This is a genomic window from Candidatus Hydrogenedentota bacterium, assembly GCA_012730045.1.
Taxonomy (GTDB): Bacteria; Hydrogenedentota; Hydrogenedentia; order Hydrogenedentales; family CAITNO01; genus JAAYBR01.
In genome coordinates this window covers 29,046-43,328 of sequence record JAAYBR010000096.1, presented here as the reverse complement: position 1 = coordinate 43,328, position 14,283 = coordinate 29,046, and the positions used below count along the sequence as shown (strand labels likewise).

Here is a 14,283-nt window from a genome sequence, read left to right as displayed (position 1 = left end):
CCCCGCACGCGACTAAGGGCGCAGGCATGCCTTGGCGGCTCCCCCCTATTGTGCGAGTGGTTCCGGAGGGGGGAACCACCGATGAACACCGATGAACACCGATAAAGCGTGCGGAGGCAGGGGGGGGGCGGGGCCAGAGGAGCCCTTTCTTCAACAACATTCCCGCCTTCGGCGGTCTGGGGCTCGCCATGACGCGGTTGCCGCTGCGGGAACGGAGGGGACTCGGCTGGCGGGATGCCTGCGGTACGGGAGCGCGCCCCGCAGGCCTCCTCCGTACCGTCGGCGTCCCGCCGGCCTTGTCTTTTTTTTAGCGCGTGAGACGGTCACGCCGTGAAATGAAGAGGGCGCGGCAAGCAGCGCCTCTACCAGCCCATGCCCCGGGCATACACGAAAACACCGGGCCATCCTCTTGCAGGGGCGCTGCTTGCTGCGCCCTGGAGCGTAGACGACGGCTGTCCTCCTGTCCGGCACTCTGGGCCGCGCATTCTTCTTGACAACTGAAAGGATTTTCAGTATACTACCCTTTGGACGCCGGCCGCGGGGTGCGGGCGGCTCTGGAGGATGGTGCAATGGACATGATGCGGCTGGCGGAATACGGGGCTTCGGGACGCGCGGTGGCGCGGTGGCGGGAGACGCAGGGGGAGCGGCTGCTGCCGCTGCAGGCGCGGGCGGTGACGGAGTATGACCTGTTCCGGGGGGGCAACCTGCTGGTGCAGGCGCCGACGAGTTCGGGGAAGACCTTCATCGGCGAGATGGCGGCGGTGGACGCGGCCATGAGCCGGGGCAAGGCGGTGTATCTGGTGCCGCTGAAGGCGCTGGCGGAGGAGAAGTTCACCCTGTTCCGCGAGCGCTACGGCGCGCTGGGGCTCCGGGTGATCGTCTCGTCGCGGGACCACCGCGAGCATGACGAGGCCTTTTCCAGGGGCGGGTTCGACCTGGCCGTGGCGGTGTATGAGAAGTTCGCCCAGCTGCTGACCACGCGGCCGGAGCGGCTGAACGAGCTGGGGGTGGTGGTGGCGGACGAGATGGACCTGCTGGCGGACCCGGACCGGGGCGCGGAGGCGGAGGTGCTGCTGACGGCCCTGGCGGTGTCGGGGCGGCGGGTGATCGGCCTGTCGGCCTCGCTGGGCGGGGCGGACCGGGCGGCGGAGTGGCTGGGGGCGCGGCTGCTGCGCGAGGAGCGGCGGCCCGTGGAACTGCGCTACGGCGTGCTGCACGACGGGGTGTACAAGTACCGGACGCACAACGACCGGTCGGAGGGCGAGGAGCGCCTGGTGGAGACGCCCGGCGCGTCCACCTGGGAGGCCCTCACGCAGAACGTGCGCGCCCTGGCGGAGGCGGGGGAGGGCTGCCTGGTCTTTGTGAAGTCGAAATACGAGGCGCGCCGGGGCGCGGAGCTGCTGGCGGGGCGGGTGCGCCTGCCCGCCGCGCCTGCGGCGCAGGAGGCGCTGTCCGCGCTGGAGCCCACGCGCTGCCGCGACCTGCTGCGCCACACGCTGAACGGCGGGGTCGCCTTCCACAACACGGACCTGACGCCCGCCGAGCGCCGGGTGGTGGAGGCGGCCTTCCGCTCCGGGGAGGCGCGCATCCTCGTGTCCACCGGCACGCTGGCGGCGGGGATGAACCTGCCCGCGGCCAACGTGTTCCTCAGCGCGGACAAGTGGATTTACCACCCCCGCTTCGAGCTGCCCTGGCGCGCCCCCATCGAGTACGGCGAGTACGAGAACATGAGCGGCCGCGCGGGCCGTTTCGGCGCGGGGCGCGCCTTCGGGCGCTCCGTGCTGGTGGCGGCGGCGCCCTTCGACCAGGAGAGCCTGTGGCGGTGCTATGTGCAGGCGGCGCGGCCCGCGCTGGAGACGCCGCTGGCCGGCGCGCCCCTGGACGACCTCTCCCTGCGGCTGGTGGCCGCGCGGATGTGCCGTTCCGCCGCGGAACTGGAGGCTTTTTTCGCGCGCACCCTGGCGGCCCGGGTGGCCTGGGCCGGGAAGCGGCGTCCGGAGGAGCTGGGGTTCCGCGTGGAAAACGCCGTGCGGCGCTGCATGGAGGCGGGGGCGCTGCGGACGGCCGCCGGGGAGGGCCGCGCGGCGGCGGACGCGGCCTTTTCGCGGGAGACGCCCCTGGAGACCACGCCCTTCGGGCGGGTGACGGCGGCGCGGGGGATCAGCCTGGCCACGGCGGACGCGCTGCGCCGGTGGGTGCGCCTGTCCGGCGACCGGACCTGGCTTGACCTCGACTTCCTGCTGGCGGCGGGATTGACGGCGGAGGGCCGCATGCTGCATGTGACCCTCACGGCGCGGGAGTACGAGCACGCCGACTATCCGGGACGGATCAAGTGCGCGGCGGCCTCGCAGGAGATGCAGGCCGACACGCCGCTCAACCGCCTGCGGTCCTGCCGCCTCACGCCGTTTTTTGACGAGGTGCGCGCCGTGAAGGCCGCCCTCATGCTCGACGAGTGGCTGCGCGAAACGTCCCTCGCGGACATCGAGGAGGCCCTGGAGACCACGGCGGGGCAGGTGCTCGCGTCGGCGGAGCAGGCCGCCTGGCTGGCCGACGCCGCCGCGGGCCTGGCCGACGCCCTCGCCGCGCCGCAGGCGCTGGTGGACCGGCTCGACGGCCTGTCCGCGCGGCTGGCGCGCGGCGTGGGGGACGCCGCGCTGGCCCTCGCGCGCGGGGTGGGCGCGCCGCTGGACCGCGCCGCGCTTCTCGCGCTGGGCGCCGCCGGGCTGACCACGCCGGAGGCGGTGCATGCCGTGTCCGACGAGGCGCTGGGGCGGCTGCTGAACCCGGCGCAGGCGGCGGCCCTGCGCAAATGGGCGGGCACCCCCGAATCCGCCGCGCCGGAGACGGCCCCCCCGGAGGCCGTGCTGGTGGTGGACGACCGGCGGCCGGGGGAAATCCGCATCCGCGGCCGGGTCGTGCTCCTTCAGGACAAGCAGTACCGGCTCATCCGCGCGCTGGCGGCGGCCCCGGGCGAGTGCGTGCCCTACGACCGGCTCTACGGCGAGGTGTGGGGGGACGCGGTGGTGGAGGACAACCAGATGCACTTCCAGAAGAACATGCTGCTCAAGCGGATCGCCGCGGCGGCGGGGGACTGGCGCGGCGTCATCCGCACCGTGCCCCGGCGGGGCTTTCTGCTGGAACTGCCGCCCGAACAGGTCCGTTGCCTGCTGCTGGACGGCGTGGCGTGACCGCCTACCGCGCGAGGAGGGCCTCCGCCAGTTCCAGGGCGTCCACGGGCCAGTAGCATTCCGGCCGCGCGCGGTGCACGCCCGGCCTGCCGGCTTCGGGGCGGCAGTCCAGGATGTCGTCCACCCACCGCTGGGGCACGGCGTCCAGCCCGTGCACCGCGCCCAGCAGGGCGCCGCAGATGGCCGCGTTGGTGTCCGTGTCCCCGCCCCGCATGACCGTGTCCACGATTCCGTCCTCCAGCGAGGGGGCGTGGAGCATCTGCCACACGGCGTTCTGAAACGCAATGAGCACCCACCCCATCTGGGAAAGGTACTCGGCGGGCGGGTTGTCGGCGGCGGCCGTGAGGGCGTCGCGGAGCGGCGCCGGCACTTTCCATTCCTTTGCCCACGCGAGCATGCGGGCGTACAGCGCGTCCGGGGCGGGCCCCGCGTCCACGGCGTGCGCGACGGCCAGGGTGTACAGCACATTGGCCCCGACGCAGACGGGGTGGGGGTGCGTGAGGGCGGCGTCCGCGGCGGCCCACGCCGCCACATCATCCTCCGGCCGGCCCGCGCCGAAGATGCCCAGCGGGCTCACGCGCATCAGGGCCCCGTTCGCCTGGCTGTCCCGGTTCAGAAAGCCGCGCAGCCCCGAGGAGACCGTGTTCCCGATGTCAAAGGGGTGGGAGTGCAGCCAGTCCACATACGCCCCGCGCACCGCGCCCGGGTTGAAGACACCCCGCTCCGCCAGCGACCGCGCCAGGGCCAGGGCCATTTCCGAGTCGTCCGTCGGCTGCCCCGCCAGGGTGTTCCAGGAGCCGCCGTCCTCCAGATCCCACACCCCGTCCGGGTGCTCCTCCCGGATTTCCCCCGGCCGCATGAACTCCACCAGCGATCCCAGAGAGTCCCCCGCGAGCTGCCCCAGCAGACACCCCCGCGCCCGGTCCAGCCGGGCCGCATCCACACCCATGTCCTTTGCCACCGGTCCATCCTCCACATTCAAGGCCCCAGACCATGCCCCGGGCAGTGCCGCCCGTCCATGATAGCACGTTCCGCCCGGCATAACGCCGCGCGCGCGGAAAACGCGGACAGGGAGGCGCAAGATGCCCGCCCCCCCGTACATCTTGTCCATGCCGTCCCCCTCGTCCACGCCGGCGAAGCGTCAACTTGGGAACGGAGGGAACACTGGGGTATAATTCCGCCCATTCAGCGCGGCGACGGCCATCCCGCCCTTGGGGCTGGTCACTCCCTTCCGGCACCGCCGGGAGGCGGGACGGGTGACCGATCTCCGCGCCAACCCGCACGAACAACAGGGAGACCCCCACAGATGGCACGCGTTTTTAACTTTTCCGCCGGCCCCGCCACCCTGCCCCTTCCAGTGATCGAACAGGCCAAGGCCGACCTTCCGGTTCTTCCGGGGGCGGGCGCCTCCATCATGGAGATCAGCCACCGGTCCAAGACCTTCCTCAAGATTCTGGAGGAGACCCAGGCGGACCTGAAGTCCCTGCTCGGCCTTTCCGACGATTACCATGTGCTCTTCACCCCCGGCGGCGCGACGCAGCAGTTCACCATGCTGGCGATGAATTTCCTCGCGGGGAAGAAGGCGGACTATCTGCACGTCGGCTCCTGGGCCTCCAAGGCCATGAAGGACGCCGGGCGCTTCGGCGCGGTCCGCGCCGCGTGGTCCGGCAAGGCGGACAACTTCGTGCGCATGCCCGGCGATGCCGAGCTGGACCTCGACCCCGGGGCCGAATACGTCCACATGACCTCCAACGAGACCATCCAGGGCATCCAGTTCGCCGCCGAGCCCGACGTGAAGGGCAAGCCGCTCTTCTGCGACGCCTCGTCCGACTTCCTGTGCCGCCCCTTTGACCCGCGCAAGTACGCCCTCATGTACGCCGGCGCCCAGAAGAACGTCGGGCCCTCGGGCACGGCGGTCGTGCTGCTGCGGGCGGACATGCTGGAGCGCGTTCCGGCCAACCTGCCGCCGCTCCTCGACTACAAGGTGCTGGTCGAGAACGACTCCATGTACAACACGCCGTCCACCTTCACCATCTACATCATCGGCCTGGTCATGAAGTGGCTCCGCGACGAGATCGGCGGGCTGGAGAAGATGGGCGAGCTCAACCGGATGAAGGCGGCGATGGTGTACGACGCCATTGACAACAGCGGCGGCTTCTACCGCGGCCACGCCGAAAAGGCGCACCGTTCGATCATGAACGTGACCTTCCGCGCCGGGACCGAGGAGCAGGAGGCGCTGTTCATTGACCAGGCGAAGAAGGCGGGCCTGGACGGGCTGAAGGGCCACCGTTCCGTCGGCGGCGTGCGCGCGTCCATCTACAACGCCATGCCCGTCGAGGGGGTCAGGACCCTCTGCGACTTCATGGCCGAGTTCCAGCGCGTCAACGGCTGACGCGGAGAACCGGGAGACACCCGCGCATGGCGAATGCCTACATTGCCGGGTTTGGATATGTCGGGGCGGCGCTGGGCGCCGCCCTGACCGTTTCAGGCCACACCGTCTGGGGGCTGCGCCGCCGCGCCGAAACGCGCGGTGACGGTGTCCGCATCCTGACCGGCGACCTGTGCGCGGCGGGTGGGCCGCCCCTGCCCGATGTTCCGCTGGACTGGGTCTTCTACACGGCCTCGGCGGACGCCTCCACGCCCGAGGCCTACCGGCGGGCCTACGTGGACGGACCGCGCAGCCTCCTGCGCGCCCTCGCTGCGGCGGGACAGTCCCCCCGGCGGGTCCTCTTCACCTCCAGCACCGGGGTTTACCACCAGCAGGACGGCGAATGGGTGGACGAGACGTCGCCCACAGAACCCCAGACCTTCTCCGGACAGATGCTTCTGGAGGGGGAACGTGTCTTTCTGGAGGGCCCCTTTCCCGCCACGGTGGTCCGGCTGGCGGGCATCTACGGCCCGGGCCGCACCCGGCTTCTGGATGAGGTGCGCTCGGGTCGGGCGGTGATTTGTCCCCACGAGCGCCGCATCCTCAATCTGGTCCACCGTGACGACTGCGCGGGGGCGCTGGCCTTTCTGGCGGCGCAGGACGCGCCCACGCCCGTCTATTGCGCCGTGGACGATGCGCCCGCGCCGCGCGCCGAGGTGTTCTCCTGGCTGGCCGCGCGGGCGGGTGTGACACTTTCGGTGGACGCGTCCCCGGCCGAAACGGGGGCGCCGGTCATGCACGGGGGGTGCCGCCGCGTCTCGAACGGGCGGCTGCGGGGGGCGGGCTATGCGTTTCGCTTCCCGACATGGCGGGACGGCTACGGCGCGCTGATGACGGGAAGCGCTCAGTAGTCCTCGCGGACCAGCGCGGCCTCCATGTCCCAGGGCCGGCCGGTGGCCGGGCGGTTGTAGCCGAGGGAGAGATAGGTGCCGAAGGTGACCTCAATGCTGTAGATGCCCGGCGCGGGCAGTCCGGAGGCGAGACTCTCCAGAAACACAAGCAGTTTCTGCGCCGCGTGCACATCCGCCGAGGTTTCGGCGGCCGCGAGCATTTCCTGGTGGAGCTCGTTTGCCTGAACAATGGAGAGCCGCCGCCAGGTTCCCTTCCTGCCCCCGTCTCCGGAGAGGGTGTACCTGATTTTGCGCGCGGTGAAATCCACCTCTTTCGGATTGGCGTCGGGGTTCACGGTGTAGTCGCCGACCACGGTGAACGTTCCCGCCGAGAAGGCAAAGTCCAGGGTGAACCGGCTCAGCCGGAAGTCCACCCGCGTCTCCTCGTCCCCCCACTCGCCCAGCGACAGGATCGGGTCCTGGAACCCGGGCAGGGAGCAGCCCGCCGCCGTCAGCAGCAGGCAGAGGAACAGGGCGCGTGTGGCCAGCCGTGTCATCATGCCGGTATTCTGGTGCATTGGCGGGGAAATGTCAACCGGCCCGCTTGGCCGCCGACAGCAGTTTCCACGCGCACCGCCCCCATTCGTGGTCCTGCGCGACCACCCGCCCCGTGGCGACGCGCTCCCGCCGCTCGCGCGGCGTCTCCTCCGCCAGCCGCCGGAGGGTCTGCACGAGGGACGCGCTGCTCTCCGGGTCGCAGAAGAACGGCACGCTGCCGGACACCTCGGGGAGCGCCCCCGCGCGTGATGTGACCACGGGCGTCCCGGCGCGCAGCGCTTCCAGCACGGGCATGCCCGACAGGTCGTGCAGCGCGGGGTAGAGGAAAAACGCGGCGTGCTGCAGCAGGGCCGCGCGCGCGCGCGGCGGGCACGACTCCACCCGGATCACGGGCATGCCCCAGTCCTTGGGCTCGTCCGGCATCGGGGGGCCGGTCACCACCAGGGTGGGAGGAAAAAGCTCGGGGCGCTTCTTCGCCGTTTCAAGGACCGCCGGGAGCAGGGGGGCGGTGTAGGGGGTGAGCGCGGTCACGCAGTAGGGCGGGGCCACCAGGGGCGGCATCGGCTCGGAAAACAGGGGATGCACCCCCGGCGGGGCCACGGTAATGCGCTCCAGCCCGACGCCCAGCAGGCCCGCGCAGATGCGCTGCGCCTCCCGCGAGGGGCAGACAATGCCCTGCGCGTCCCGGCAGACTTTCGCCACATGCCGGGGCAGCGCGTATTCCACCACGCCGGACGGCCCCGTGCGCTTTCGCCAGGGGAGGAGGTCGAAGATGAACGCCACCCGGTCGTGGTCGGCCTTTCCGGCGGACAGCACGGAGGGATGCGCGACCAGCACATCCACCCGCGCGGCGGACGCGGCCCTGCGGAGACCGGGCCGGTAGGAACGGGAAAAAGGGAAAACGACACGCGGGGAAACCGGTGTCACACCGTCCCCCGCCGGGCCTCCGGGGGCGACCCCCGAGAAAACCCGGCATTCAATGTCCGCGTGTTTGGCGGCAAGCGCCTCGACTGTGCGGGCGAGGTACTCGGCCTCCAGCGGGTTCTCCACCGCGCCGGCACGCAGGGTCGCGTCGTTGGCCGTGCAAACACCAAGCAGCATGCAGTCTCTTTCCGCCGTGTCAGGTCGCGGACCCGTTTGCCCCCCGCGCCCACTCGATCAGCACGCTGGCCACCTCGGGGCGTGTGAACTCGGCCGGCGGCATCTCGCCGCGCGCGAGCATCTCCCGCACCTTGGTCCCGCTCAGGGTGACGCGGTCCTCCGGGCCGCCCGGGGCCGTCTTGGAGGTCGCCATTTCCCCCGTGCGCTTCGAGTAGAAGGAGTGGTCGAAAAACATGGGCGTGATCGCCAGCGCCGCCGGGTCAATCTCGTCGAAGATGTGATGCGCGTCATAGGTGCCGTAATAGTTGCCGACGCCCGCGTGGTCGCGGCCGACGATGAAGTGGGTGCAGCCGTAGTTCTTGCGCACGATGGCGTGCATCACCGCCTCGCGGGGCCCCGCATAGCGCATGTTCACCGGCATGATGGACAGCATGACGTGCTCGCGGGGATAGTAGTGCTCCATGAGCACCTCGTAGCATTTCATGCGCACGTCGCCGGGGATGTCGTCGCTCTTTGTCGTGCCCATGAGCGGGTGGATCAGCAGGCCGTCGCAGGTCTCCAGCGCGCACTTGGTGATGTACTCATGCGCCCGGTGGATCGGGTTGCGCGTCTGGAACGCCACGATGCGCCGCCACCCGCGCTCCGCGAAGGCCGCCCTGGTCTCCACGGGCGTCAGGTTGTGCTCCTGATGCTCCACGCGGCGGTCCTTCAGCACGTCGAGTTCCCCCGACAGAAACACGTCGCCCAGCCCCATCGTGTACGCCACGCCCGGATGCGCCGTGTCCCGGGTGCGGTACACCTTCTCCGAGACCTCCCCCTTGTCGAGGGAGAACTTCTCCGCCAGGTGCAGCACCGCCACCGCCTCGTCCCGGTCGTCCCGGATGAGTACGGGCGCGCCGGTCTCCAGCCTGTCCGCCTGCTCCGCGGACACGGCCAGCAGGATCGGAATGGTCCACGGAATCCCCGCAGCCAGCTCCATCGTGTCCAGCACCCGCCGGGTCTGCTCTTCGTTCATGAACCCGGTCAGGGGGCTGAAGATGCCCTTGGCAATGCAGTCCATGTCAAAGGCGGTGTACGCGTCCACCTGAATGCTGGCCATGCCGGCGGCGGATTCAACGATGTGTGCGGCCGCGTCGGCGGGCAGAAAACGGTTGACAAGCGTTCCCCCGTGGGGCTGTATGGACATGTGGTTTCTCCTAACGGTGAAAGGCCGAGGGCGAAAAGGGGAGTATAGCAGATGGCCGGTTTGGCGCGAAAGACGCGGTGCGTTTGCCAAAGAACACCGGCAGCCGGGAGGCTGCCGGGGGCAAAGGCGTCATTCAGCCAGATCCGGGGGCAATGCAGGCGTCTGGCTGAAGATCGCCGCATTTTCAGGGTGCTCCTCTGCCCGGAGTCACCGCTGTCGCCGCGGGCCGGATTTTCGCTTGCGCGGCGGCGGCGTGTCGGCAGGGGCCGGTTCCATGAGCGTGCGCGCGGCCTGCACACGGGTGTTCACCAGTTCCTGCGGCAATTCCAGCAGGAAACGGCTGGGTTTCGTGGTTTTCTCCCGGCCCCGGATGGTGCGCAGCACGGCCTCAAACAGCGTCACATGGCGCTGTCCGCGGGTGAGGGCCACGTAGAAGAGCCGGCGCTCCTCCTCCAGGCCGCCCTCCTTAACGCTGCGGTCGTGGGGGAGGGTGCCCTCCTCCATACCCACGATGAACACGAAGGGGAACTCGAGGCCCTTCGCGCTGTGGATGGTCATCAGTGACACAGCGTCCTGCCGCTGGTCCCCGTTGCGGTCGGGCCGGTCGCCTCCGTTCAGGCTGGAGGTGTCCAGGAACCCGGAAAGAGAGGGGTGGTCCGTGTCGGCCTCGTAGAGGGCGGCGGCGTTGACCACCGCCTCCACGCATTCCTTGCGGGCCTCGTACTGTTCCGGCGTGCGGCTGGTGCGCTCCAGCTCCTCCAGATAGCCGATCTCGGCGACCAGGTCGCGCAGGATGGCGCCCATGGCCCCGTCGCGTTCCCGGAAGCGTTTTCGGAAATGCGCCAAAATGGAGAGGAAACGGCGGATGCCCATCTCCGCCGCCCTGGGGGCGCTTCCGCGCTCCAGCATGGCGGCCAGCGCCATGCCCAGCGATTTCCCCTCGGCGCGGCAGAGGTCGTGGGCCTGGTGGAGCACCGCGTCCCCGATGCCGCGCCGGGGCATGTTGACCACCCGCAGGAAGGCCGCCTCGTCCCGGGGGTTCGCGATGATCTTCAGGTAGGAGAGAATGTCCTTCACCTCGGCGCGTTCAAAGAACTCCTGGCCGCCGTAGACGGCGTAGGGGACACCCGCGCGGCGCAGGGCGATTTCAAAGGGGCGCGACTGGAGGTTGGACCGGTAGAGAATGGCGAAGTCGGCGGGCTTCGCCCCGGCCTTCTCGCGGATGGTGCCGAGCCATTCCACCACCGCCCGCGCCTCCTCCTCCTCGTCCGCCACCACAAAATGGTCCAGCGGGCGCCCCTTGCCCAGGGCCGACCAGAGGTTCTTGGGGCGGCGCGCGGTGTTGTGCCCGATCACCTGGTTTGCCGCGGCGAGAATCGTCTCCGTGGACCGGTAGTTCTGGTCCAGGGTGATGACGCGGGCCTCGGGGAAGTCCTTCTCAAACCCCAGGATGTTGCGCACATCCGCCCCGCGCCAGCCGTAGATGGACTGGTCGTCGTCCCCCACGACGAAAAGGTTGCGGCGCTTCCGGACCAGGGCGGTCAGCAGCTCGTACTGCACCTTGTTCGTGTCCTGGTACTCGTCCACCATGACGTAGCGGAACCGTTTCTGCAGGGCGGCCAGCGAGTCCGGGTGCTCGGTCCACAGCCGCAGGGTCAGCGACAGCAGGTCGTCGAAGTCCAGGCTGTTCGCCGCCCGCAGGGCGGAGTCGTAGCGCGTGAAGACCTCCCGCATGTACTGGGCGTACTTCTCGTCCTTTCCTGCGGCGCCGTCCGCCGCCTGGTCCAGGGACTTGCCCGTGTTCTTGGCGAGGCTGATGGCGGACAGGAACAGGCCGGGGTCGAAACGCTCGTGCTGCGCGCCCAGGTCGTCCAGCACGCGCCGCAGCAGGGTGCGCGCGTCGCTCTCGCTGCTGATCGTGAAGTTGGACCGGTAGCCCAGCGCCGTGATTTCCCGGCGCAGCACCCGCACGCAGAAGGAGTGGAAGGTGCTGACCACCGCCCGGGCCGCCGCGTCGCGCCCGATCAGCTCCGCCACCCGCTCGCGCATCTCGCCCGCCGCCTTGTTCGTGAAGGTCACCGCGAGGATGTTCTCCGGCGCGGCGAGCCCGGAGGCGACCAGATAGGCGATGCGCCGCGTGATCACCCGGGTCTTCCCGCTGCCCGCCCCCGCCAGCGTCAGCACGGGCCCCTCCGTCTGTTCGACAGCGGCGCGCTGGGGCGGATTGAGGCCTGCAAGAAGCTTTTCGATGGAGGGCAAAAGAACACCTGTCCGGAAAGGATGTTTTGGGGGAAACGGCGGGGCCGTCGGGCCGCGTGTATTTTAGTGCATGAGAACGCGCGGATGCCATGTCGGCCGGAGGGGAACTTCCCCGGTTCGCGTTGTCCATGCCGTCCATAGGGTCCATCTCGTCCATCCTCCCTCTCCGGCACTTCGCCGCGGCGGCTCCGCATGCGGTAAAATGCCCCCGCGGCGCGCGGTCCACCGCCGCCGCCCAGGAGGTTCCCATGCGTTTGTTGTCAGCCGTGTTTGTTGTGTGCGCCCTCTCCCTGTCCGCAGCGGCTGGTGACGTGCCGGTGCTCTATTGCACCGACCTCTTTCATCCCCACGACGACCCCGACGACCACTTCGATGTGGCGACTTTGTATGCCCTGCCGGGCGTCAGGATTCTGGGGATTGTGCTGGATCAGGGCATGAAAGGGGAGCAGGCCCGGCGGCCCGGCGCCATCCCCGTGGGGCAGATGAACGCCCTCACGGGAAGGAAGGTTCCCGTGGCCGCGGGGCTCTGGCCCGCGCTCACGAGTCCCGATGACAAGGGGCTGGACCGGGGGCCGGAATGGCAGGGGGGTGTGGAGCTGATCTTGAAGACGCTGCGGGAGAGCCCCGAGCCTGTGGTCGTGCTGTCCGTGGGAAGCATCCGCGACGTGGTGGCGGCGTTCAACCGGGATCCGGAGCTGTGCCGCAAAAAGATCCGCCGCATTGGTGCCTTCATCGGCGACGCTTCCAGCCCCGACTTCGTCGAGTACAACGTCATGATTGACCCGCAGGCCTATGTCGGCCTGATGCGTTCCGGGTTGCCGGTCTACTGGGTGCCCTGTTTTGACGGCGGCGCGTGGCAGAACCAGGGCCACGCCTCGTTCTGGCAGGCGAACCACGGGGACCTGCTGCGCGGCGCGCCGCCGGAGCTGGTGCAGTTCTTTATCTACGCCCTGGAAAAGGAGACCGACGATCCCCTTGCCTTCCTGCGCCAGCCGGTGGACCCGGCGCGCCGCGACAAACTCTTCGCGGAAACGCGCAACCTGTGGTGCACCGCCGTGTTTGCGGCCCTGTGCGGGCAGCCCATCGTCAAGACGGACGCGGGATATGCGGTCCGGCCCGGCGGGGATGCCGCCACCGTGCCCGCCAACGACCTCTTCACCTTTTCCCCCGTGCGCGTCTCCGTGACCGGCGACGGGTTTGTCCGATATGGGGCCGGGGCGCGGGAAATGATGCGCTTCGAGGTCCGGGACCCCGGGGCCTACACGCAGGGAATGACAGCGGCCACCGCCGGGGTGCTTGCGGCGTTTCCGGTGCGCCCGGCGCGTTAGGGAAAGACCCGGAGCGGTGCGCGGCTACCCGTGCAATTCCCCCACACCGGCGGGGGGCGCGGTCTCGGCGATGAAGACCGGCGGCGGGCCGGGGTGTCCCGAATAGCAGACGCGGGCCATTTGCTCAATGAAGGAGAAGGTCTTCTCGCGCCAGACGAGGTTGACGGTGGCGCCGCCGAAACCCGCTCCGGTCAGGCGCGCGCCCAGGGCCCCCGCCTTGAGGGCCGTGTCCACCAGCCGGTCGAGTTCGGGGCAGCTCACGCCGAGGTTGTCGCGGCAGCTGTCGTGCGAGGCGACCATGAGGCGGCCGAAGGCCTCCGGGTCGTTCGCGATGAGGGCGTCGCGGGCATGCTCCACCCGGCGGTACTCGGCGGCCTGGTGGGTGACCCGGGCGTGCAGGTCCACCCCTTCAGGGGGCACGGTGACGTCCGGGAGGTGTTTCCGCGCCGCGTCTTCGGGGGAGAGGCCCAGGAGCCGCGCGATTTCCGGCAGGGTAAGCCGCCCCTCGGGGATGGCGCTCATGAACAGGTTTTCCGCCTCGCGCGTGGTGAGGCAGAGGGGGCCGGACCACAGGTCGCCCAAACGTTCCAGGGGCACCTCCTCGCCGAAGTCCTCGCGGAGCTGCCGGCGCACCAACGCGCAGGCCAGGGCGCACAGGCGCGGGTTAAGGTTGTATTTGCCCCGCGCCGCGCCGCTCTTCTCCGCCTTCACCAGGGAGTCGCACACCACCACGGCGCAGTCGTCGGGCAGGGGCGCGTGCTCCACGCGCAGGGGGAAGAAGTCTATCTTGCAGGCGTGGCCCGCGCTCCCGAGCAGGAGGACCGCGTGGTCCATGCCGCCTCCGCGCGTGCCCACGAAATGCTCCGCCTCCGCCAGGGCGGAGGCCAGCCGCAGCCGGTCCCGGATCGTTGCCGGGGCGCGGCCGGCGGCGTCCAGAAAGGCGAGGGCAGCGGCCACCACCAGGGCGGTGGACGAACTCAGGCCCGCCCCGGCGGGCAGGGTGGCGTCCACCAGCAGGTTCAGTCCGGCGTCCGGCAGGCCGGGGGCATACTGGCGCGCCCCGAGAAGCGCGGCCTTCACATAGTTCTCCCACGACCCGGCGGGGGAGGGGGACGGCTTGCCGGCGCCGTCAAACTCCACAGGCGGGTATTCGGGCCGCAGGTTGCGCAGCAGCACCCGGGTGTCGGCGCGGGGGGAGAAGAGCAGGCGCACCTCGTGCGCCAGCGTCATGGGGAGGACGGGAAGGCCGTTGTAGTCGGTGTGCTCCCCGATCAGGTTGACCCTGCCGGGGGCGCGCGCGAGACGCGGCGTCTCCCCGGGGAAGAGCCGCTGAAACGCCCCCCTGAGCGTCTCCTCTGAATGGACTGCCGTGTCGTTCACTGAAAAAAGAACCTCGGTGCGGATT

General features: G+C 70.0%; 10 protein-coding genes. 4 read left to right on the top strand and 6 right to left on the bottom strand.

Annotated features, from left to right (window positions below):
- The first annotated feature begins 569 nt into the window (after positions 1-569).
- Complete coding sequence (locus tag GXY15_10010) at positions 570-3,188, top strand: DEAD/DEAH box helicase (GenBank protein NLV41544.1); 2,619 nt, start codon at positions 570-572, stop codon at positions 3,186-3,188.
- Positions 3,189-3,192: 4 nt separating this feature from the next.
- On the opposite strand, the gene GXY15_10005 is transcribed toward GXY15_10010, so the two are convergent.
- On the bottom strand, positions 3,193-4,137 hold the full coding sequence (locus GXY15_10005; protein ID NLV41543.1) for an ADP-ribosylglycohydrolase family protein: 945 nt from the start codon (positions 4,135-4,137) through the stop codon (positions 3,193-3,195).
- A 357-nt stretch (positions 4,138-4,494) separates the two neighbouring features.
- Here GXY15_10005 and serC point away from each other — a divergent pair, with 357 nt between their 5' ends.
- Both serC and GXY15_09995 read left to right on the top strand, forming a co-directional pair.
- The gene (gene serC / locus GXY15_10000; GenBank protein NLV41542.1) at positions 4,495-5,580 is read left to right on the top strand and encodes a 3-phosphoserine/phosphohydroxythreonine transaminase; all 1,086 of its coding nucleotides are present in this window, start codon (positions 4,495-4,497) and stop codon (positions 5,578-5,580) included.
- A gap of 26 nt (positions 5,581-5,606) precedes the next feature.
- On the top strand, positions 5,607-6,467 hold the full coding sequence (locus GXY15_09995; GenBank protein NLV41541.1) for an SDR family oxidoreductase: 861 nt from the start codon (positions 5,607-5,609) through the stop codon (positions 6,465-6,467).
- Here GXY15_09995 and GXY15_09990 read toward each other — a convergent pair.
- From GXY15_09990 to GXY15_09975, 4 genes are all read right to left on the bottom strand, one after another.
- Positions 6,461-7,006: a hypothetical protein gene (locus GXY15_09990; GenBank protein NLV41540.1), complete on the bottom strand. Its 546-nt coding sequence runs from the start codon at positions 7,004-7,006 to the stop codon at positions 6,461-6,463. The genes GXY15_09995 and GXY15_09990 overlap by 7 nt on opposite strands.
- 31 nt (positions 7,007-7,037) lie before the next feature.
- Positions 7,038-8,105 carry a glycosyltransferase gene (locus GXY15_09985; protein NLV41539.1) on the bottom strand — a complete coding sequence of 356 codons (1,068 nt, stop codon included), beginning with the start codon at positions 8,103-8,105 and terminating at the stop codon, positions 7,038-7,040.
- A gap of 19 nt (positions 8,106-8,124) precedes the next feature.
- On the bottom strand, positions 8,125-9,291 hold the full coding sequence (gene sat, locus GXY15_09980) for a sulfate adenylyltransferase (GenBank protein NLV41538.1): 1,167 nt from the start codon (positions 9,289-9,291) through the stop codon (positions 8,125-8,127).
- A gap of 207 nt (positions 9,292-9,498) precedes the next feature.
- Positions 9,499-11,550: a UvrD-helicase domain-containing protein gene (locus GXY15_09975; GenBank protein NLV41537.1), complete on the bottom strand. Its 2,052-nt coding sequence runs from the start codon at positions 11,548-11,550 to the stop codon at positions 9,499-9,501.
- A 248-nt stretch (positions 11,551-11,798) separates the two neighbouring features.
- Here GXY15_09975 and GXY15_09970 point away from each other — a divergent pair, with 248 nt between their 5' ends.
- Complete coding sequence (locus tag GXY15_09970; GenBank protein NLV41536.1) at positions 11,799-12,878, top strand: hypothetical protein; 1,080 nt, start codon at positions 11,799-11,801, stop codon at positions 12,876-12,878.
- 24 nt (positions 12,879-12,902) lie between these two features.
- Here the strand turns inward: GXY15_09970 and GXY15_09965 are convergent, their stop codons facing one another.
- Positions 12,903-14,258 carry a hypothetical protein gene (locus GXY15_09965; protein ID NLV41535.1) on the bottom strand — a complete coding sequence of 452 codons (1,356 nt, stop codon included), beginning with the start codon at positions 14,256-14,258 and terminating at the stop codon, positions 12,903-12,905.
- Positions 14,259-14,283: the final 25 nt, after the last annotated feature.

What these genes read in the sequence shown, in the direction of transcription:
- GXY15_10010 (NLV41544.1), top strand. Translation starts at nt 570, where the DNA reads ATGGACATGATGCGGCTGGCGGAATACGGGGCTTCGGGACGCGCGGTG.
- GXY15_10005 (NLV41543.1), bottom strand. Translation starts at nt 4,137, where the DNA reads ATGGGTGTGGATGCGGCCCGGCTGGACCGGGCGCGGGGGTGTCTGCTG.
- serC (NLV41542.1), top strand. Translation starts at nt 4,495, where the DNA reads ATGGCACGCGTTTTTAACTTTTCCGCCGGCCCCGCCACCCTGCCCCTT.
- GXY15_09995 (NLV41541.1), top strand. Translation starts at nt 5,607, where the DNA reads ATGGCGAATGCCTACATTGCCGGGTTTGGATATGTCGGGGCGGCGCTG.
- GXY15_09990 (NLV41540.1), bottom strand. Translation starts at nt 7,006, where the DNA reads ATGATGACACGGCTGGCCACACGCGCCCTGTTCCTCTGCCTGCTGCTG.
- GXY15_09985 (NLV41539.1), bottom strand. Translation starts at nt 8,105, where the DNA reads ATGCTGCTTGGTGTTTGCACGGCCAACGACGCGACCCTGCGTGCCGGC.
- sat (NLV41538.1), bottom strand. Translation starts at nt 9,291, where the DNA reads ATGTCCATACAGCCCCACGGGGGAACGCTTGTCAACCGTTTTCTGCCC.
- GXY15_09970 (NLV41536.1), top strand. Translation starts at nt 11,799, where the DNA reads ATGCGTTTGTTGTCAGCCGTGTTTGTTGTGTGCGCCCTCTCCCTGTCC.